Origin of the sequence: Pseudoduganella sp. R-34, assembly GCF_049904655.1 — a bacterium.
GTDB lineage: Bacteria > Pseudomonadota > Gammaproteobacteria > Burkholderiales > Burkholderiaceae_D > Rugamonas.
The window spans coordinates 4,176,463-4,195,547 of sequence record NZ_CP184572.1 but is presented as its reverse complement, the minus strand read 5'-3'; the positions used below and the strand labels follow the sequence as shown (position 1 = coordinate 4,195,547).

The 19,085-nt window shown below is 64.3% G+C and carries 24 protein-coding genes; 2 read left to right on the top strand and 22 right to left on the bottom strand.

The window, feature by feature from the left end; all coding sequences use genetic code 11:
• Positions 1-8: 8 nt before the first annotated feature.
• Genes flgF through flgB form a run of 5 tightly spaced genes read right to left on the bottom strand, consistent with a single transcriptional unit; the run spans position 9 to position 3,473 of the window.
• Entirely contained in the window at positions 9-737 is a 729-nt protein-coding gene (gene flgF, locus ACN9MW_RS19150) for a flagellar basal-body rod protein FlgF (RefSeq protein ID WP_426162067.1), read from the bottom strand.
• A gap of 14 nt (positions 738-751) precedes the next feature.
• A complete protein-coding gene (locus ACN9MW_RS19145; RefSeq protein WP_426162065.1) occupies positions 752-1,999 on the bottom strand; it encodes a flagellar hook protein FlgE in 1,248 nt (415 codons plus the stop codon).
• A gap of 15 nt (positions 2,000-2,014) precedes the next feature.
• Positions 2,015-2,683 carry a flagellar hook assembly protein FlgD gene (locus ACN9MW_RS19140; RefSeq protein ID WP_426162064.1) on the bottom strand — a complete coding sequence of 223 codons (669 nt, stop codon included), beginning with the start codon at positions 2,681-2,683 and terminating at the stop codon, positions 2,015-2,017.
• Positions 2,683-3,099: a flagellar basal body rod protein FlgC gene (gene flgC, locus ACN9MW_RS19135; RefSeq protein ID WP_426162063.1), complete on the bottom strand. Its 417-nt coding sequence runs from the start codon at positions 3,097-3,099 to the stop codon at positions 2,683-2,685. Before flgC ends, ACN9MW_RS19140 begins: the two co-directional genes overlap by 1 nt.
• 11 nt (positions 3,100-3,110) lie before the next feature.
• Positions 3,111-3,473 (bottom strand): flagellar basal body rod protein FlgB, encoded by a 363-nt coding sequence (gene flgB / locus ACN9MW_RS19130; RefSeq protein ID WP_426162062.1) that lies wholly within the window; start codon positions 3,471-3,473, stop codon positions 3,111-3,113.
• Positions 3,474-3,527: 54 nt separating this feature from the next.
• Between flgB and flgA the strand changes: the two genes are divergently transcribed.
• Positions 3,528-4,244 carry a flagellar basal body P-ring formation chaperone FlgA gene (gene flgA, locus ACN9MW_RS19125; RefSeq protein ID WP_426162061.1) on the top strand — a complete coding sequence of 239 codons (717 nt, stop codon included), beginning with the start codon at positions 3,528-3,530 and terminating at the stop codon, positions 4,242-4,244.
• Here flgA and ACN9MW_RS19120 read toward each other — a convergent pair.
• From ACN9MW_RS19120 to ACN9MW_RS19040, 17 genes are all read right to left on the bottom strand, one after another.
• On the bottom strand, positions 4,204-5,004 hold the full coding sequence (locus ACN9MW_RS19120) for a glycoside hydrolase family 73 protein (protein ID WP_426162060.1): 801 nt from the start codon (positions 5,002-5,004) through the stop codon (positions 4,204-4,206). The genes flgA and ACN9MW_RS19120 overlap by 41 nt on opposite strands.
• Positions 4,991-5,419 (bottom strand): flagellar export chaperone FlgN, encoded by a 429-nt coding sequence (gene flgN, locus ACN9MW_RS19115; protein WP_426162059.1) that lies wholly within the window; start codon positions 5,417-5,419, stop codon positions 4,991-4,993. Before flgN ends, ACN9MW_RS19120 begins: the two co-directional genes overlap by 14 nt.
• Entirely contained in the window at positions 5,416-5,688 is a 273-nt protein-coding gene (gene flgM, locus ACN9MW_RS19110; RefSeq protein ID WP_426162058.1) for a flagellar biosynthesis anti-sigma factor FlgM, read from the bottom strand. The genes flgN and flgM overlap by 4 nt, the downstream gene beginning before the upstream one ends.
• A gap of 22 nt (positions 5,689-5,710) precedes the next feature.
• The gene (locus ACN9MW_RS19105) at positions 5,711-6,697 is read right to left on the bottom strand and encodes a flagellar motor protein MotB (RefSeq protein ID WP_426162057.1); all 987 of its coding nucleotides are present in this window, start codon (positions 6,695-6,697) and stop codon (positions 5,711-5,713) included.
• Positions 6,681-7,595, bottom strand: coding sequence for a flagellar motor stator protein MotA (motA, locus tag ACN9MW_RS19100; protein ID WP_426162056.1), 915 nt, complete (start codon positions 7,593-7,595; stop codon positions 6,681-6,683). Before motA ends, ACN9MW_RS19105 begins: the two co-directional genes overlap by 17 nt.
• Positions 7,596-7,635: 40 nt before the next feature.
• The gene (locus ACN9MW_RS19095) at positions 7,636-8,352 is read right to left on the bottom strand and encodes a FliA/WhiG family RNA polymerase sigma factor (RefSeq protein ID WP_426162055.1); all 717 of its coding nucleotides are present in this window, start codon (positions 8,350-8,352) and stop codon (positions 7,636-7,638) included.
• A 5-nt stretch (positions 8,353-8,357) separates the two neighbouring features.
• Positions 8,358-8,813, bottom strand: coding sequence for a flagellar basal body-associated FliL family protein (locus tag ACN9MW_RS19090; RefSeq protein ID WP_426162054.1), 456 nt, complete (start codon positions 8,811-8,813; stop codon positions 8,358-8,360).
• Positions 8,814-8,820: 7 nt separating this feature from the next.
• Positions 8,821-10,059 (bottom strand): flagellar hook-length control protein FliK, encoded by a 1,239-nt coding sequence (locus tag ACN9MW_RS19085; protein ID WP_426162053.1) that lies wholly within the window; start codon positions 10,057-10,059, stop codon positions 8,821-8,823.
• 2 nt (positions 10,060-10,061) lie between these two features.
• The gene (locus tag ACN9MW_RS19080) at positions 10,062-10,373 is read right to left on the bottom strand and encodes a hypothetical protein (RefSeq protein WP_426162052.1); all 312 of its coding nucleotides are present in this window, start codon (positions 10,371-10,373) and stop codon (positions 10,062-10,064) included.
• The gene (gene fliS, locus ACN9MW_RS19075; RefSeq protein WP_426162051.1) at positions 10,366-10,752 is read right to left on the bottom strand and encodes a flagellar export chaperone FliS; all 387 of its coding nucleotides are present in this window, start codon (positions 10,750-10,752) and stop codon (positions 10,366-10,368) included. The genes ACN9MW_RS19080 and fliS overlap by 8 nt, the downstream gene beginning before the upstream one ends.
• A gap of 12 nt (positions 10,753-10,764) precedes the next feature.
• The gene (gene fliD, locus ACN9MW_RS19070) at positions 10,765-12,156 is read right to left on the bottom strand and encodes a flagellar filament capping protein FliD (protein WP_426162050.1); all 1,392 of its coding nucleotides are present in this window, start codon (positions 12,154-12,156) and stop codon (positions 10,765-10,767) included.
• A gap of 87 nt (positions 12,157-12,243) precedes the next feature.
• The gene (gene fliJ, locus ACN9MW_RS19065) at positions 12,244-12,675 is read right to left on the bottom strand and encodes a flagellar export protein FliJ (RefSeq protein ID WP_426162049.1); all 432 of its coding nucleotides are present in this window, start codon (positions 12,673-12,675) and stop codon (positions 12,244-12,246) included.
• Entirely contained in the window at positions 12,672-13,982 is a 1,311-nt protein-coding gene (gene fliI, locus ACN9MW_RS19060) for a flagellar protein export ATPase FliI (protein ID WP_426162048.1), read from the bottom strand. The genes fliJ and fliI overlap by 4 nt, the downstream gene beginning before the upstream one ends.
• Complete coding sequence (fliH, locus tag ACN9MW_RS19055; protein WP_426162047.1) at positions 13,979-14,683, bottom strand: flagellar assembly protein FliH; 705 nt, start codon at positions 14,681-14,683, stop codon at positions 13,979-13,981. The genes fliI and fliH overlap by 4 nt, the downstream gene beginning before the upstream one ends.
• On the bottom strand, positions 14,683-15,705 hold the full coding sequence (locus tag ACN9MW_RS19050; RefSeq protein WP_426162046.1) for a flagellar motor switch protein FliG: 1,023 nt from the start codon (positions 15,703-15,705) through the stop codon (positions 14,683-14,685). Before ACN9MW_RS19050 ends, fliH begins: the two co-directional genes overlap by 1 nt.
• Positions 15,686-17,455, bottom strand: a complete 1,770-nt coding sequence (gene fliF / locus ACN9MW_RS19045; RefSeq protein ID WP_426162045.1) for a flagellar basal-body MS-ring/collar protein FliF — start codon at positions 17,453-17,455, stop codon at positions 15,686-15,688. Before fliF ends, ACN9MW_RS19050 begins: the two co-directional genes overlap by 20 nt.
• Positions 17,456-17,491: 36 nt before the next feature.
• Positions 17,492-17,842, bottom strand: a complete 351-nt coding sequence (locus tag ACN9MW_RS19040; protein WP_426162044.1) for a flagellar hook-basal body complex protein FliE — start codon at positions 17,840-17,842, stop codon at positions 17,492-17,494.
• Positions 17,843-18,229: 387 nt separating this feature from the next.
• Between ACN9MW_RS19040 and ACN9MW_RS19035 the strand changes: the two genes are divergently transcribed.
• On the top strand, positions 18,230-19,084 hold the full coding sequence (locus ACN9MW_RS19035; RefSeq protein WP_426162043.1) for a FliM/FliN family flagellar motor switch protein: 855 nt from the start codon (positions 18,230-18,232) through the stop codon (positions 19,082-19,084).
• Position 19,085: the final 1 nt, after the last annotated feature.

Below are 19,085 nucleotides of genomic sequence, written 5' to 3'. Positions count from 1 at the left end.
TTCTCCTGTTAGCCGCTAATCAGTTTGTTGCCGACCGAGGTCATGTCGTCGGCGGCCTTGAACAATTTCATCTGGATTTCGAAGGTGCGATTCAGGCTCATGGTGGCCACCATTTCTTCGACTGCCGTCACATTGGCGCCTTCCAGGTGGCCGGCCTTCACTTGCACGGTCGGGTCGGTGCCCAGCAACTGGCCGTCGCGCGCCACCAGCAGGCCCGCTTCATTCTTGGTGAGCTCGGACGCTTCGGCGCGCACCAGCTTGAGCTTGTCGATCACCTGCATCTCGGCATTGGCGGTCGGGCCCAGGATGGAGACGGTGCCGTCCTGGCCGATTTCCACCTTGCGGTGCACCGGCAGGGTGATCGGGCCGCCTTCGCCCAGCAACTGCATGCCGTTGACGGTCAGGGTGCCGTCGGCATCGAGCGTGATGGCGCCGGCGCGGGTGTAGGCTTCGCCCGTCGGGCCCTGCACGGCGAAGTAGCCGGGGCCGGAAATGGCCACGTCCAGTTCGCGGCCGGTCTGGCGCAGCGCGCCCTGGCGGTCGGTCACGGCGTTCGACTGCATCTGCGACATGTGGCGGTCGTCGTAGCCGTAGCCGGGCAGCTTGGCAGCCTGCGCCAGCTCGAGGTTGGCGCGGAAGCCGTTGGTGTCGAGGTTGGCGAGGTTGTTGGCGTGCACCTGCTGGCCACGCATGGCCCGCTCGGCGCCGCTCATTGCGGTGTAGATCAGCGCGTCCATTCAGTTGGCCTTTATTACAGGGCTTGCATCAGCGACTGCAGCATCTCGTTCTCCGCGGTGATGACCTTGGAGTTGGCCTGGTAGTTGCGCTGCGAGGTCATCAGGCTGACCAGCTCCGAGGTCACATCGACGTTGGAGGTTTCCAGCGACGCGACCGTCAGTGCGCCGGCGATGCCCTGGCCGGCTTCGGACAGGTTGGCGTTGCCGGACTGCACGTTGGCGGTCCAGGACGTTTCATTGACCGGGGTCAGCGCATCTTCATCCGGGAAGGTGGCGATGGCCAGGCGGGCGATGGCTTGCTTTTCGCCGTTGGAGTACTTGGCCACCACGTTGCCGGCCTGGTCCAGTTCCACGCCCACGTAGCTGCCGGCCGCGTAGCCGTCGGCGGCGTTGGTCGAGGTGGTCGATTCGCCTTTCTGGAAGGTGGTACCGGTGTAGTCGATCTCGACGGTCATGGCGGCTGCCGGGGCGGCGGCGAAGCTCAGGTTATGGGCATAGGAGGCGCCGCCGTTGGCCGCCAGGTCCAGCTGGCCGCTGGTGTCGAAGGTCAGGGTGTAGGGCGAACCGCCGGCGGCGCCCAGGTCGGTGCCGTCCACTGCCGAGTACACCTTGACGGTGCGCGCTGCAACGTCTTTCACGAAATACTGGGTCACGGTGTGTTCATTGCCCAGGGAGTCGTGCACCACGGTGACCTTGGACATGTTGTACATGTTTGCATCGGGCACCACGGCCGGGGTGACGGTAGCGTTCGGCAGCTTGGTGGTGATATTGCCGGTCGGGACGGTCCAGTCGGCCGACATATTGGCCACGAAATCGATGTTGGTGGTGGCCTTGGCGGTCAGCAGGTTGGTCGGCACCTTGATGTCGCCCATCGGGCCGGCCACCATGCTTGGCGGGGTCAGCTGGAAGCCCTGGACCTTGGCGCCGGCGCTGTTGACCAGGAAATCGGTGGCATCCTTGGTAAAGATGCCGACGCGGGTGTAGTTGGTCTGGCCGGTGGAATCCTTGGCCACGAAGAAGCCGCGGCCATTGATCAGGGCGTCCAGGCCGCGGTTGGTGGCCTGGATGCCGCCGTTCAGGCCGATCGACTGGGTGGTCGAACCGACGTGCACGCCGGTCGGCTGCGCACCCGCGTGCAGCGAGGCGAAGTTGGCGCGGCTGGACTTGAAGCCGTAGGTCCCGGCGTTGGCGATATTGTTGGAAATCGTGCCCAGTTGCTCGTTGATGGCCTGGATGCCGGACAAAGCGATATCGAAACTCATGGCGAGGACCTTTCGTTAAATAGCGGAAGTCGGGGTTTTGCCCCGGAATGCGGTAATGGCGGAAGGCGATACCTCGCCCACGGAATCAATCTTGACGGTAACGCTACCGGCGGCGCCGACCTGAACGCTGTCGAGGCGGCCCAGCACGGCCAGCGGCGCGTTCGGGTTGCTCTCGCTGGCCAGGCGCATGGAATAGCTGCCGGCTGGCAGGCCGAGCGCGGCCGGGTCGATGGTGAACTGGTGGGTGCCCGCAGGCAGGGTGCCCATGACGATTTCAACCTGTTGGCCGTTGCTGCCGGTCAGCACCAGGCTGGTCTTGGCCGAACTGCTGCCCAAGGTCGCTTCGCCCACCACCTTGTGGCCGTCGATGCTCACCTGGCTGGACTGCACCATCACGTCGGAGCCGACCTGGGCGCCCATGGCCAGCACCTGCATCGATTGCAGCACCGAGGCGTTGGCGGTGGTCAGGCTGGCCAGGTTCTGCAGCGCTTCGGTTTGCGAGAGCTGGGTCAATTGCTGGACGAACTGCGACGGATCTTGCGGCGACAGCGGGTCCTGGTTTTTGATCTGGGCTACCAGCAGCTTGGTGAACATGTCGCGCCCTTCGTTGGAGGCGCCGTTCAGCGCCACGCCGGCCGGGTTGCTGTTTTGCGCAGCAGCGTTGGTAAACAGGTTGGTTTCCATCAGGATTCACCGAGTTTGAGCAGGGAAGCCTGCATGCCGCGGATGCGGCCCAGCACTTCCACATTGGTTTCAAAAGCACGCGAAGCCGACATCATGTCGGTCATCTCGGCCACCTGGTTGACATTCGGGTAGAACACCATGCCGTCGGCATTGGCCAGCGGGTTGCCGGGCTCGTACACCTTGCGCAGCGGTTCGGCCGACTCGACCACGTCCAGCACCTGCACCCGGCCGCCGGCTGCGGCGTCGACGTTGTCGTCCATGACGGTGGCGAAGACCGGCTTGCGGGCGCGGTAGGTTTCGGCCTCGCTGCCGGCCACCGAGTCGGCATTGGCCAGGTTGGAGGCGACGGTATTCAGGCGCACTGTCTGCGCCGCCATCGCCGAACCGGCAATTTGCGCAATGTCTTTAAAGCTCATGAAAAATCCCCTTATTGACCGTTGATGGCTTTGGCGATGCCACGCAATTTCATGTTGATGAAGGTCAAACTGGTTGCGAAGTCAGTTGCATTTTGCGAGAAAGCGGCTTGCTCCACGCCAATTTCAACGGTGTTGCCGTCGCCGCTGGGGTGGTAGGGCACGCGGAACTTGGTTTCACCATCTCCCTCGAGGATTGGCTCACCGGACAGCTCCGCTTCGACGCGCGCCAGCGACTCCTTGAAGTCGATATCCTGAGCTGAATAGCCCGGCGTATTCTCGTTGGCGATGTTCGATGCCAGGATGCGCGTACGTTGCGCGCGCAGCTGCAATGCATCCGCATGCAAACCCAGCGCGTCCTTGAAATTAATGGCCATTGTTGCTCTCCTCTGGTAATGTCCCAGCGAATTTACAGTCTAAAGGTATTGCCCATGCCCAACAATCCCATTGTACAGGTTTTCGGTGGAATATTGCTCATAGGAATTTTAAATTTCAGGCTTGCAACTGCTTCAACAATGGAAGAATTGCTAAGCAAAGTGAAACTAGCTGCAGAAAAGCAATTGCAAAACAATGCAGAAAGCCAACGCTGGCTGGAGCCGAAGTTCGATGTCGAAGTCATAAAGACCAATCGCGTCATTCCTTCCTGTCCCTCTGAGACACGGGTTGAGAGCCTGGACCAGCGCGGCATCGCACGCATGCGTTTCGTGGTGGTTTGCCCAAGCTTGCAAGGTTGGCGCTATGAGTTCCTTGCCAAGGGCAAGGTGTCGGCAAACGTTGCAGTTGCTGCCACCGATTTAATTTCCGGAAAAATTCTGTCGCCTATAGACTTGTTGCGGGAGCGCCACGATATCACCTTGATTCCCGATGCTTTTTCCGACTTTGGCGAGCTCGAGGGGATGGCTGCGCGGCGCACCATCCGCGCCGGCGAAGTCATTCGGCAGAATATGTTGGCAGCGCCACAACTGGTCAAGCGCGGCGACCAGGTGCGCATCGTCGCCAAGCGCGAGCAGATCGAGGTGTCGATGGCGGGCGAAGCCCTGGACAATGGCACGCGCGGCGCCATCATCCGAGTGAAAAACAGCAGCGGCACCCAGATCCGGGCGCGCGTTATTGATGCTGGGACTGTTGAGCCTGCAGACTTGCCTTGATGCTGGCGGCAACCCGGTCCAGCTTGTCGGCGTAGGCGGGATCGGTGGCATAGCCGCCGGCCTGCAGCGCGTGTGCAAAGGCTTGCGCGTCGCTGCCGGTGTTGAGGGCGCGCCGGTAGCGTGGATTGTCGAGCAGCATGCCGGCATAGTCTTCGAACGAGCCGCCCATGTCGCCGTAGCCGCGGAAGCGCTCGTTGCGGCTGTGCGCGACGCCGTCTTCCACTTCCAGCGTGGCCAGCGCCTGCACGGCGCCCTGCCAGTTGCCGCCAGCCTTGATGCCGAACATATTGTTGCCCGGGGCATGGCGGCCCCAGCCTGATTCCAGCGCCGCGTGGGCGGCCACCAGTTCCGGCGCCACGCCAAGCCTTGCCGCGGCCGCTTCCGCATGCGGGCGGATCGCTTCCAGGAAGGCTTGCTGGGCTTCGCTGGGCACCCCGGCCTCGGGCGTTGCCTCGCTGCCGCCGAAGGCGCGCGCAGCAATGCGGGCGCGCAGGGCGGCGCCATCGGCAGTCAGGGCGTTGCCGGCGCCGGGCGCAGCGGCGCCCGGTGCGTCGGCTGCCGCAATATAGCGTGCAACTTCGGCATGCACCTGGCGGAAGGTGGCGCTGCCCGCGCCGCCGCTGGCGGCCGGGGAAGGGCTGAAGGCTGCCGGCAGCGCAGGGCGCGTCGCGCTCATATTGCTGACGGTGGCTGCCGTGGCCTGGGTCGGCGCGGTGGCGGCGGTAAAGGCCCGGAAAGGCGTGAATTCAGACCGGCTCATAGGTTTGATCGTCGCCATGCAGCACGCGCTGCATGATGGTGTATTGCTCCGCCAGCAATTCGGCATTGCGGCGGCCCATTTCGCGCGCCGTCTGCACCATGCCTTCCAGTTGCGCCCAGTCAGCTTCGAGGCGCGCACGCGCATCGGGCTTGAGCAGGGTGAACACTTGTTCCATGGAGGGCTGGGCGCCGACCAGGCGGGTTGCCAGTTCGACGCGCTGGGCGCGGCGCGCTTCCAGAACATCGACCAAAGCGCCGATTTCTTTAGCGATTTCGCCCAGGCGTTCGCTCTGGTGGCGGATCGCCGCTTCAAATTGCTGGGCAATCAGGTCCAGCATCTGCTGGTAACTGTGCAAGTCCGCCTTGATGCCGTCGAGCAGCAAGCGCATGGCGTCCTGGCGGCTGATCTCGCTCACTGCTCGCCCCGGTGGAACTTCTGGATCAGGCCGGCCAGCTTGCCGGCGTCGAACGGCAGTTCGCCCTTGGCCAGGGCGTCGCGCAACTGCGCCACGCGCTCGTGGTCGATGTCGCCCATCTCTTTCATGGCCTGGATGGCGGGTTGCATCACGGCCGATTCCAGCTCGCGCCGGGCGGCCGGGGCGGCGCTCGGGCGCGCCGCGTCGGCCGGCGCGCTGTCGGCCACGGTCTGCACCGGGGTGCCTGGGGTAGAACCGGAAATCCTCATACGGTTTCCTCTTGACTTAACATTAATTGCCATTGCTTTTCCCCTTGCCAGGCAGCAGTTGTTGCCGCAATTGCTGCAACAGGCCGGGTTCGGGCAAATCCGATTCCCGGATGATAGCAGTCTTGCTGCTCGGCATGCCAAACATATCGGCGATGGCTTTCGCCTGCGTGTTGGTCAGGATCAGCAGTTCGATCCGGCGGTTGACGCCAGCATCGGCCCGTTTGGCATCGAGCGGCGCACGGTCGGCCATGCCGACCACCTGCAGCACGCTGTCCTGCGGCATGCTGCCGGCCAGCAGCTGCGAGCGCGCGGCCATGGCACGGTTGCTGGACAGGTTCCAGTTGGAGAAGGCCTTGTAGCTGGTATCGGCATACTGCGAGGAGTCGGTATGGCCGACGATCAGCATCTGGTTTTCCATCTTGGCGAACAGCGGGCCCATGCTCTGCAGCAGGCGCGCGAACTTGTCGGTCGGCACCGCCGAGCCACGCACGAACATGCCCTGGCTGTCGGTATCGTGCAACATCACGCGCAAGCCATAGGGCGTGACCACCGATTCCAGATTGCTGGCCAGGCCGGTTTCCTCGCTCATCCTGGCGAGCGTCTTGGCCAGCAGCTTGAGGTCTTCCGGCGTTTCGTAGCGCACCCGGTTTTCCGCCGTGTCGGTCGGGCTCTTGTTGAAGCCCTGGGTGGCATTGCCGTCCACATCGGTATTGCCGGTGCGCGGCATCGGGAAGCGTTCGATCAGGCTGCCGCGCGGGCCGCCCACCTGTTCCGGCATCACGCCCTTGCCGACGTCGGTCTTGCTGCCGTCGGACTGGGTCAGCACGTGTTCCAGCGATTCCTGGTTGCGCACGGCCATCAGCCATAGCACCAGGAACAGGCACATCAGGGCCAGGCAGAAGTCGGCAAAGGCAACCTTCCAGGCGCCGCCATGCTCGTCGTGCTTGTGCTTGCCACCGCCGCGCTTGACGATGGTTTGCTCATGGTGCTTGTCATGCGGCTTTAGCACGGCCACCTCCTCGGCGCGAAGTCGATTCCGGCTCGTCGCCGCCTTCCATCGCATTGATCCAGCCTTCGAGCTGGGCGAAGCTAGGCTTGATGTTCAGCTGCACCAGGCGGCGCCCGGCGTCGATGGCCAGCAGCGGCGGCTTGCCGGCCACGTGGGTGACCAGCACCACTTTCACGCATTCCATGGTGGACGCTTCCTGGCTGACCAGCTGCTTGAGCATGTTGGAAATCGGGTCCAGCACGCCGTAGCAGAAGAAGATGCCGATGAAGGTGCCGACCATGGCGGCGCCCACGTGCTCGGCGATCTCGGCCGAGGTGGCGCCTTCGCCCACCGTGCCCATGGTGATCACGATGCCCAGCACCGCGGCCAGGATACCGAAGCCCGGCATGGCTTCGCCGATCTTGCCCAGCGACTTGGCCGGCTGGGTCAGTTCTTCGTGGATGGCTTCCAGTTCCTGCTCCAGCACGCCTTCCAGTTCGTGGGCGTTGATCTTGCCCATGGCCATCAGGCGGAAGTTGTCGACGATGAAGGCCAGCAGCTTGGGCTCGTCCAGGATCAGCGGATAGCGCTGGAACAGCGGCGATTCGCGCGGCGCTTCGACGTGGGCGTCAAGTGCCTTCAGGCCGCCGGCCGCCAGTTGCAGCAGTTCATACATCAGCAGCAGCAGCTGGCGCTGGAATTCCGAGTCGTACTTCTTGCGCGACATCAGGTGCTTGACCTGCACCATGGTTTCCGACAGCACGTGGCGCGGGTTGCCGATGACAAAGGCACCGATGCCGGCGCCGGCAATCACCAGCAGTTCCAGCGGCTGCCAGATCGCAGTGAAGTGGCCGCCCATCATGGCGTAGCCACCGAACACCGAGCCAAACACGATCATGATGCCGAATAGTTGCTGCATGGTTTATGCCTTTCGATTGGTCTTCAAGGTGAGCTGCGGCTCAGGCCGCCAGCACCGCTTTCATCTTGTTCAGGGCCTGCTTGTTCAACTGGCAGACACGGGCGTCGGTCAGGTCCAGCACGGCGGCGATTTCTTTGTAGCTGAGCTCGAATTCGTAATACATCTGGATCACGCGCTGCTCGCGTTCGTCCAGGCCGTTCAGCGCCTGTTCCAGGCTGCGGCGTATCATCAGCTGCTCTTCGGGGCCGGCCACGCTGCCGGTGTCGGCCAGGGTGTCCTGCAGGATGTCGTCGAAGCTGGCGATGGTCTCGGCATTCTCGTCCAGCAGGTAAGCCTGGTAGGCCTCGGCATCGAGGCCGAGCGCCGTCATGATTTCCTGTTCGCCCGGCTCGCGGCCCAGCTTGCGCGTCAGCTCGCGCACCGCATCGCGCATCTTGTGGCTTTGCTGGCGCACCGCGCGCGGGCGCCAGTCCTGGCGGCGCAGCTCGTCGAGGATGGCGCCGCGCACGCGCAGCGCGGCGTAGCTGCCGAAGCCGGCATCGGGCTCGCCGTAGCGGCGCAGCGCTTCAAGCAGGCCCATCAAGCCAATCTGCTCCATGTCGTCGCGGTCGATCGCGCCTTGCACCTGCGAATTCAGCTGGCGCACGATGCGCTTGACCAGCGGCGCGTAGGCGAGCAGGTGCTTCTGCTCGTCGGCCACGCTGACTGCGGCGTAGCTCTCGGCATAGCGATCTGCAACCGTATCCACCAAGCCCATGGCCTTTACTCCAGGATCAACTTGCCAATCATCACTTGCTCGAAGGGGCGTTCGCGCGCCTCCTTGGTGTAGGCTTCATCGTAAGCCTTGTTCAATTCCTCGACAAACTGGTCAATGGTCATCATCGACGCCTTTTCCATCGGCAGGGCCGACAGGGCGCGCACGGCGACGCTGCGCAGCATCGGGAGGGCTTCCTTGGCTTCCTTTTCCTGCTTGGCCGTGGTCGAGATGACGAGGTCGGCTGACATATAGTGCGGCACGGTCTCGCCCGGCTGGCGGCGCAGCATGACGATGACTTTCTCGATGGTCAGGTACTTCAGGGGCTCGCCCGGTTTTTTCTCCTCGGCTGCCGCCTTGGCCGGCTCGGCGCTCTTGCCTTTCATGAGCCAGACGGCGCCGCCGGCGGCGCCTGCACCCACCAGCAGCACGGCTGCCACGATCAGGACCAGTTTCTTGTTCATCTAATGCTTACTCCCGTTCGCCCAACATGGCAAAAGTGGTGTTGCCGGCATCGCTGCCTTCCAGGGCGCGGCCCGGCTGGCGCTGCTGTTCGCGTTGCTGCTGCGCGTCCTGCTGGCGCTGCTGCTGGCCGCCATCGGCCAGGCTGCGCGCATTGCTGGAAGACACCGTGACGGCTACCTCGCCGAACTGGCGCTGCGACAGGTCCTGGCGCACGGCGTCGCCGATGGTGTTGAGCTGGCGCAGCACTTCGCTGTGGCTGGCGGCGATGTTCACCTGCAGGGCGCCGCCGCTGTGGCGCACGGAAATTTCCACGCTGCCCATGTTTGGCGGTTCCAGGCGGATCACGGCGCGCTCGTCATTGCGAGCCAGTTGCAGCTGCAGGCGGTCGCCGAGGGCGGCGCGCAGCGGCTGTTGCCATTGCTCCGGGCTGCCGCTCAATTGCAGCGTATCGCCGGGCTGGGGCGCGGCTGCATTGGCCAGCACGCTGCGAAAGCCGGGCAGGGCGCCGGCATCGGCCGGCTGGCGCTGGCTGTCGGCCAGCAGGCTGGCGCTGTCCTTGGCGGCCAGCGGGGCGGCCGTGCTGTCGGCGGCCTGGCCTTGCAGGGCGTTGAGCGCGCTGGCCAGGGCTTCGCTGGCCGAGCTGCGGGTCGCCGCGGCGGGCGTGGCGGCCGGCAGCACCGGGCTGGCAGCAGGGCGGGCTGCTGCGGCGAGCAGGGCGCTGCGGGTGTCGGGCAGCGGTGCTGCCGGCGCCCTGGCGGCCTCGGCCTGCGCGCCGGCGCCGGCTTCGCGGGCGGCCAGGGCGCTGGCCTGGGCCTGCTGGCGCAACAGCAGGCTGCTGGCGTTGGCCTTGGCGGCGGGAGCGGTCAGGGCGGCGGCGACGGCTGCCACGCTGTCGGGCGTGGCGCCCGGCGTGCCGCCGTTCAGCGGCAGCGTGCCCATGGCAGGCAGCATGGTGGCCAGGGCGGCCGCGGCGGCTGCCGTGTCGTCGGCAGGCTTGGCCGGGGTGCTTTCCTGGTCGGCGCTGCTGCCGGCCATGGCGTCCAGCAGGGCGCCGAACGGCGCCGGCACCATGGCGGCGGCATCCAGCAGCACGCCGGCCAGGCCGCTGGCCGGCGCAGCGCTGTCAGCCGTGCTGCCGCGGGCGGCATCGGCCGCTGCGGCGCCGTTGGCGGCCGGCGGCGGCAGGCCGGCGACGCCGGCGGCTGTTGGGACGGGAGCGGCAGGGGCCGCAGGCAAGTTGATCATGCTCAGGTTCCGGTTGCAGCGTCACCGCTGTCGAGGGCATAGGCAAGCCAGCCCTCTCTGTTGTTCGTCATATCGCTCAGGTGCTGGCCAGTCTCGACGGTGGCGCTATCAACTCTTGCCACAGCCGCGACGTGCAAATCACGCAGCGCCGTCAGCGCTGCGCGCTCGGCCGGCGTCCACGCACCCTGCGCTGCCAGCGCCGGCAGGGTGGAGGTCATCAAAGTATTAATCGCCGCCAGTGCCGCCCAGTCGCTGGCGGCAGTGGCGGCGCTCAGCTGCTGCGCAAGCTGCAGCAGCGTCCCATGCCTATCCATGCTTGTCGTGCACGCCTTGCCAGCCGGCGCGGATCGTGGTCAGCAGGCCCACCACCTCGTCGATGACGGCAGGGTCCATGTCCACGCCGGCGCGGTACAGGCGGGCAGCGCAATAATCGTACAGGCGGCCCAGGTTGGCCACCACCTCGCCGCCTTGCTCGAAATCGAGCGAGCTGGCGAGGCCGTTGATGATCTCGGTGCACTTGTCGAGGCTGAGCGCCTTTTGTTCGTAGCGCTTGCCAAGGATGTGGCCGCGTGCACGGGCCAGCTCTTCCAGCAGGCCGTCGGTCAGCACCAGCACCAGTTCGATCGGCGTGGCGCGGGCCGTCTGTGCATCCAGGTTCGTGGCGTGATAGCTGCCGTAGGCGTCGTGGTCCATTGTTTAAGACTTTCAGGAATCGGATTTGCTGAACATCGCTTCAAACATGCTGCTCGTTCCGCTCATCTGGGACTGCAGGGATTGCAGCTGGGTGAACTGGTTCAGGTAGCGCTTGTAAGCGTTGTCGTATTGGGTTTCCAGCGCGGCCTGGCGGGACACCAGCTGGGACTGCAGTTTGGCGTTGGCATCCTTGCGGGTGGCGAGCTGGCCGGTGCCGGCCTTGGTCCAGCTGTTGACCAGGGTATCGAGGTTGCCCAGGACGCCCGTCGGCATGGTGCCGGTCTTGCCCAGGATCGCGTCCAGGCCGGTCGGGTTGGTGGCCAGGGTCTTGTCCAGGCGTGTCTTGTCCAGCGCCAGGGTGCCGTCGCGCTGGGCCGTGACGCCATAGTTGACCAGGCTGACCCCGCCGACCGCCGTGCGCAGCAGCGATTGCATGCGCGATTTCAGCGAAGCAAGGCCGGCGTCGGAGGCATAGATGCCGCTGGCCGTGCCTTTGGCAACGTTGCCGGCTGCCGTCAGTTCGCCGATCGAGGCCAGCATCTTGTTCCACTGGTCCACGAAATTCTGCACATTGGTCGCGGTGGCGCTGCTGTCGCGCGCGACATTCAGGGTGGCCGGCACGCCGCCCGTCTGGGCCTTGGTGAAGGTCATCGAGACGCCATCGACCACATTGAAGGTGTTCGACGCTTGCGTGATCTTGTTGCTCGGATCGCCGCCCGGGGCACCGACCCAGACCACGGCATCGGTGCCGTTCTGCAGCACGCGGTTGGCATCGGCCAGCTGCGCCTGCAACGCCGGATCGCCCAGGTTGGTGGTGTCGATGCCGGCCACGCCATTGGCCTGGCCGGTCACATTGGAGGTCAGCACCAGCCGGGTCTGGCCGTTGACGGTCAGGGTGGAGGCGGTCACGCGCGAATTATTGGTCGCTTCCATATTGATGGCAGCGGCAATTTCTTTCGCGCTCAGCGTATTGTTCAGGTCCTTGTCGCCGTTGGCCAGGCTGACGGTGAAGCTGCTGCCATCGGCCAGCTTGACGGACAGGGTGCCGGCGGCCGCGCCGGTCACGGCCGAATCGGTCATGCCGCTGTAGGACACCTGGCCGACCGTGGCCAGCTGCTCGACGTAGAACTGGTAATTGCCGGCGGCCGCCGAGGCGGTTGCCGTGGCCGTGCCGACATCGGAGCTGAATGTTGCCTTGTTGGCTACAACCGAGCCGGACGAGGTCGTTGACGACAGGGCGCTGCGGAAGGTGCCCAGGGCCGAGCTCAGCTTGCTCAGCGCCTTGTCGATCGCCGTCGCGGTAGCAGACTGGGAATCCAGCATGGACTGGCGCCCCTGGATATACATCTGCGCCAGTTGGGTGGCCGTGGTCTTGGGATCGTAGGTGGGGACAGAAGTAGCCATTTCTCGTGCTCCGAAGAAATTAAATGAAGTGTACCAAGGTAAGAGGCGACCAAAGTGATGACTTCATGAAATATTCGGTTCAGCCTTTCATTTATGTCCGCGGTACCACAGTTGGGTTGCCAGTTCGTCATGCCGCTTGCGCTCTTGCGCACGCTGCGCCGTGGCCGCTGCGTCCTGGTGGCGCTCCAAGACCTGGCCCAGCACTTCGCGCTTGACGTAGGCGGCGGTCAGGGCGCGCTGCGACACGGCCATGTCGGCCTCGTGCATGTGCAGGTTGAGGCGCTGGCTGTCGGCCATGGCCATCACGCCTTGCTTGTAATCGCCGCAATTGATGGCCAGGGCCATCGGCAGGCGGCCGGACGGGCCGCTGCTTTCGTACAGGTTGGTCAGCTTGTCGAGCGTCTTCCGGTAGCGGTCGCGCACGCTTTCCTTGGCGGCCATTTCCGTTTGCAGTTTGTCGACTTCATTGCTGCGCATGTCGACCAGGGTCGACAGGCTGCGAATCGTGGTTGTCGTCATGCCATGAGCCTTTCAAGTTGGTCCACGCAATTGGCGTAGGGGGCCGGTTCCTTGGTCCCCTGGCACAGGAATTCTTCGATATGCGGATGCAGGTTGACGGCCTTGTCGGTGACCGGATCGGCGCCCGGCACGTAGGCGCCCAGCGGGATCAGGTCGCGCACCCGTTCATGGCGCGCCATCGAGGCTTTCAGTGCACGCGCCGCCAGCATGTGCTCGCGCGTGATCACATGGTTCATGCAGCGGCTGATCGAGGCGGCAATATTGATCGCCGGGTAGTGGCCGCGCTCGGCCAGTTCGCGCGTCAGCACGATGTGGCCGTCCAGGATGGCGCGCGCGGTGTCGACCACCGGGTCCTGCTGGTCATCGCCTTCGGCCAGCACGGTGTAGATCGCGCTCATGCTGCCGTATGGATTTTCGCCATTGCCGGCCGATTCGACCAGCTGGGGCAGGGCGGAAAACACCGATGGCGGATAGCCCTTGGTGGCGGGCGGCTCGCCCAGTGCCAGCGCCACCTCGCGCAGCGCCATCGCATAGCGCGTCAGCGAATCGACCAGCAGCAGCACGTTCTTGCCCTGGTCGCGGTAATGGGCGGCGATCGAGTGGCACAGTTCGGTGGCCATGATGCGCATCAAGGGCGACTCGTCGGCCGGCGCGATGACCAGCACGGCTTTCTTCAAGCCTTCCGGACCCAGCGACATTTCAATGAACTCGCGCACCTCGCGCGAACGTTCGCCGATCAGGCCTACCACCACCACGTCGGCCACGGTCTGGCGCGTGATCAGGCCCAGCAGCACGGACTTGCCGACGCCGGAACCGGCCATCAGGCCGACGCGCTGGCCCTTGCCCAAGGTCAGCATGCTGTTGATCGCGCGCACCCCCACGTCGAGTGCATCGACTACCGGCTGCTTCCTGAGCGGGTTGATGCGCGGCGGCTGGGCGTCGAGCGCGTATTCACCGCCCAGCTTGCCCAGGCCATCGATCGGTTCGCCAATGCCGTTCACCATGCGGCCCAGCCAGCTGTCGCCAATCTGCAAGCTGCCTTTTTCGTTGGACGGCAGCACGCGTGCGCCGGTGGTCAAGCCGGCAGCTTTCTTGAACGGCATCAGGAAGGTCAGCTTTTCGCGGAAGCCCACCACCTGCGCGTCGAGCCATTCGCCATCGACTGTCTCGATCTGGCAACGCTGGCCGGTATGCAGCTTGCAACCGGTAGCCTCCAGCAGCAGGCCGGAAGCCCCCACCAGGCGCCCGGTCGGGGTGGCCAGCGGTACGTCATCGAGTTCCAGTTTGCGCAGTGCGTCTGCAATCATTCTTCGCTCTCAGCGTCGTCACCGCCATCGGCGGCCTGCAACTGATTATCGACCTGTTCCATGACAGCAGCAAGACGCTGGTGGCAACCGGCATCGACTTCGCTATCGCCGGCACGGATGCGGCATTCGCCCAGGTCGAGGCGGGCATCGCCGATCAGGTTCCAGCGCTTGGCGCGCTTCGGATCGACTTCCATGATGCGTTTGACTTCTTCCGGATTCAGGTAGACATCGATCTCGTCGCGCGTTGGCGGCATCGAGGCCAGGGTCTCGTCGACCAGGGCCATGATCTGCACCGGCTGCAGCGCGAGCTCGGCGCGGATCACGTTGCGCGCCACTTTCGCCACCAGGTCCACCACTTCCTTGCGCTGGGCGGCGCGGTAATCGGCGCGCAGCTTCTTCAGCGATTTGAGCATGCCGTCGACCGGGCGCGCCAGGTGGTCGAAGCCGACCAGGGTTTCCTGGCGGCCTTCTTCACGGCCCAGCTCCACGCCTTGCTGGCGGCCGGCTTCAAAGCCGTCTTCCTGGCCGCGCTGCAAGCCGATTTCATAACCGTCGCGCTGGCCCTGCTCGAAACCTTCGCTGACCGAAGCCTGCCATTGGGCGGCATCGGCCACGTGGCCCTGGCCGGCGACGCGCTGGCCATTGGCGCCGTGCACGTACTGCTGCAAAGGCGGGAAGCGGTAAGGGCGGAACTGTTTCATCACTCGACCACCGTTTCAGCGAACAGCTGCACTTCGACTTCGCCGGCATCGGCCAGCGCCTTGACAGTGGCCATGATTTCCTGGCGCGTCGCTTCGATGCGCGACATCGGCACCGGGCCGGCGCGGCGCATCATGTCTTCGAAGGCCTGCGCCTGGCGCTTCGGCATGGTCTTCAGCACCGCGTCGCGGATCGCCTGTTCGGCGCCCTTGAGCGCGATGGCCCACTGCTCGAGCGGCACTTCCTCGATGATGCGGGTGAGCGTGACTTCGGTCTGGGTCGACAGGATGAGGAAGTCGTACATCTGCATCTCGATCTGTTCCACCACTTCCGGGTCGTGGGCGCGCAGCAGCTCGACGATCTGGGCGCGGTTGCTGGGCAGGCGGTTCAGGATCTCGGCCACCTGGCGCACGCCTTCCACGCTGGTCGACTGCGAGTCGAACGAGGACAGGCAGCGGTTCACCAGTTCTTCCAGTTCCAGCAGCAGGTCGCGGTCGATCTCGTCCAGGCGCGCCATGTTCAGCAGCACCAGGTCGCGTCCTTCCAGCGGCAGCGCATCGAGGATCTGGCCGGCCAGCGCCGGCGGCAGAAAGGCCAGGAACACCGCCTGCATCTGTACGTGTTCGTTGGCAATGTAGTCGGCCAGCCACTTCGGCGAGGCCCACTGCAGGCGCGCCATTTTCGGGCGCAGCTCGTCGCCGTAGATGTTGTTCAGTACGGTATTCGCGATATCGCCGCCCAGCGCCAGGTCGAGCGAGCGCTTGAGGAAGGAGCGCGAAGCTCCGTGCACGCCGGACTGCTGGCGGTAGTCGTCGAAGAAGGTCTGCATGGCGGTCTTCACTTCTTCCACCTTGATGCCGCTCATGCGCGACATGACCTGGGTCACTTCCAGCAATTCTTCACGCGACAGGCAGCGCAGCACGGCAGCAGCCGGCTCTTCGCCGATCGACAGCAGCACGATCGCGGCTTGCTCGACCGGGCTCAGGCCCTGTTCCTGGTCCAGGTTATTGTTGATGTCGGCCATTTTTCTGCATCCATTGTTTGACGACTTCGGCTACGCGTTCCGGCTCTTTCTCGGCCAGAACCTTGAGGTGGTCCACCATCACGTCCACCGGCGAACCGGCAGGCGGCAAATCGTAGTTTTCCAGCAGCGGCACCATCGGCATCTGGCTGCCTTGCAGCGCTGCCGGCTTGGCGCCGGCTTCTTCCTGCGCTTCCGGAGAGCCTAGAGCAGCTGCCGCGCCGGCGGCGCCCGGCACGGCCGTCGCGCTGCCCGGGATCGGCGTAGCCTCGGCCTGGCGCGCCGCCGCGCCGGCCAGGGCCGGCTTGGCCGCCTGCGCCGGCGTGGCCGGGGCGAAGCGCGCAGTCAGCAGGCGCAGCAGCGGGCGGGCCAGCAGCAGGTAAGCCAGCAGCAGGGCCACCGCGTAACCAAGCCAGTTGACCGAATCGACCACCGTATCGCGTTCCTGCCACCATGGCACGTCGGCCGCCTTGGCAGGGAAGTTCATGGCGCTTACCACCAGCTTGTCGCCGCGTTCTTCATTGATGCCCAGGCCGCTGCGCAGCACCTTGTCGATGTTGGCAATCTCAGGTGCGGTCCAGCCAGTCTTCGGGAAGGGGGCGGCAGCCTGTGCCAGCACCACGGCCACGTTCTGCCGCACCAGGCGGCCGCGGGCGCGCTTGGTCTGGGTGATGCTGCGGTCATAGGCGAACTGGCGCGTGGTCGCGTTCTTGCGCGCGGTGCCTTCCGGCGCCTGGCCGGGCGCGCCAGCCGCGCCGGCTGCGGCCGCTGCATCGGCCGCCTGCTGCTGCGGCGGACGGTTGGACAGGGTGCCAGGCACGCCCATCGCGATGCGGTTGCGGTCCTGCTCTTCGCGCATGGCTTCGCTGGTTACCTTGGGGTCGGCGCCATATTTTTCAACGGTTTCTTCGACCTTGTCGTTGTCGACATCGGCGGTCACGCTGACGCGGAAATTGCTGTCGCCAACGATAGGGCCCAGCAGGCCCTTGATGTTGGCGCGGATTTCTTCCTGCTGGCGCTTGGCGTTCTCATTGGTCGAGGTCGAGGCATCGAACGCCTCCGTCAGATCGACGTGCGAGGACAGCAGGTTGCCGGCCTGGTCGACCAGGCTCACACGCGCCGGGCTCAGCGAAGCGACGCTGCCTGCCACCATGTTGACGATGGCGGCGATATGTTCAGGCGCGAGCGTGCGTCCTGGCTTGGTAGCGATAACTACGGAGGCCGACGACTTCTCGCCATCGCTCGACACGAAGGAAGTGGACTTGGCGATCGACAGGTGCACGCGCGCATGGGCGATCGCGTCGAGGGTCATGATCGAATTGGCCAGTTCGCCTTCCAGGCCGCGGCGGAAACGCACGTCCTGCACGAATTGCGAGACGCCGAGCGGGTCGTTCTTGTCCATGAGTTCCAGGCCGGCCGGCAATTGCGCGGTCACGCCCTTGGCGGCGAGCAGCATGCGCACCTGGCCCAGCTTACCTTCCGGCACCAGCACCTGGCCGGTTTCCGGATGGATGCGGTAAGAAATCTTTTCCGCGTCGAGCACGTTCATCATGTCGGCGGTCGCGACTTTTTCGCGCTGGCCGAATACCGGCTTGTAGCCGCTCTGGTCCTTCCACAGGATCATCAGCACCAGCGCCGTCACGCCGACAGCGAGCAGCAGCAGGGGATACAGGTTCTTCAGGACAGCCGGCGGCACCGCTGGTGCCGCAGCGCCGCGCCAGCGTCCGAGGGCGGACTTGAGGTTAGCAATCACGTCAGGTCTTTCGAGAAGGAAGGCGGAAACTACAGATTACAGCGGAAGCTTGATCAATTCATCGACCGCACCCATCACCTTGTTGCGCACCTGCATCAGCATCTGGAACGACAGGCTGGCTTCCTGGCTGGCGAGCATGGCGCCCACCAGGTCGTCGCTGCGGCCGGCATCGACATCGGCCATCTTTTGACCGGCATCAAGGTCCTGCGCATTGACGCCGGCAATGGCGTCTTGCATCGTTTGGGCAAAGGAAAAAGTGGCGCCCGGCTGCGGCGCGTTGAACTGGGCGGCAGGCGCGATGAGGTTGGCGTGCTGCGTCAGCTCGGCGGCCGCATTGTTCAGGGATGCCAGGTCGGCCTTGATCAGGCCAGCGAATTCATTTGCCATAAAACACCTCAGGTTGGTTGCGTCAGGGCGCGCTTTCGTTACCAATACTGCAACACCATTGACTTCCAGTCACTAACCAACAATCTGGACTAAATGTTAAATGGTGCCGTACGGGAACATGCAGTGTAACCCGATTTCTGGTTCGTAACAACCGCTTACAAATCGCAAAACTACTTATAAATCATGCACTAAGGATAGTTTTTGCAACCAACTGATGTTACATTGCAATAATGAAGCTTACTCTTTGGAAACTTTTATGTAAAGTCTTTTTGACCAAAGAGCTACTTGATTCATGGCAATACTGAGGGATTTGAGTTATTCTACGCTTCCAAGATCATCCTGAGCGCAGAACTTTGCGATAGGATTGCAGCAGACGGATGGCCAACTATGACTACCTCTCAAAGCACTGTGCAATACGAAGTACTTGACCCTTGCTTGCTGGGGCGGCCGGTACACCGGCTGCCCGAGTTTGCCGCGCAGTTGCGCGAAGACCTGGCCCAGGCCATGCGCCTGAACGTCCACCGCCGTTACTGGGGCACGTTCCAGGTGGACGATGTGTCCTTCAGCCGGATGGACGGCAGCGAAGCGCGCCAGCGCTGGCTGGGTTTTGCAGCGCCTTCCGGGCAACTGGGTTTTGCGTTGGAGCGTAAGATACTGCTAGGCGTATTGAATTACCGTTACGGGCGCGCCACCCGCGCCGATGCCGCTGTTGACGAACAGGCCGTGCGAGTTACCGCTACCGAGGAACGCCTGGCTGTGGTTCTGGGGCAACAGCTGGTGAGCATTCTGGCAGCGCGAATTGAAAGTAACCTGCCTGCAAGCGGGCGCGAACTTGGCGAAGAGGAAAGCATCAAGGCAAGCAGCGCCGCCCAGCCCGGCAAAGGAAGCTGGGTGGTCACTGTTTCGCTCAGCGATGGCGAACTGCAGGGCAAGGCCTGGTTTGCGCTCGACAAGCAAGTGATGGGCAGTGTGCTGGCCGGCCTGATGCCGGAGCGCGATGCCGGCAAGAAGGGCAACAAGCATCCAGGGCCGCTGGCGGCGCGGCTCCAGGTTGGCCTGAGCGGCCGGCTGGTTTCCAAGGAAACCACGCTGGGCGCCATGTTCGACCTGCGTGTGGGCGATGTCATCCCGATCAGCCTGCACAGGGCAGACGTTATGCTCGAAGAATCCCGCCTGTTTACAGCTGCGGTCACTGAGCACAAGGGCAAACTCTGCTTAACCTCTTTTGAAGATTCCGAATGAA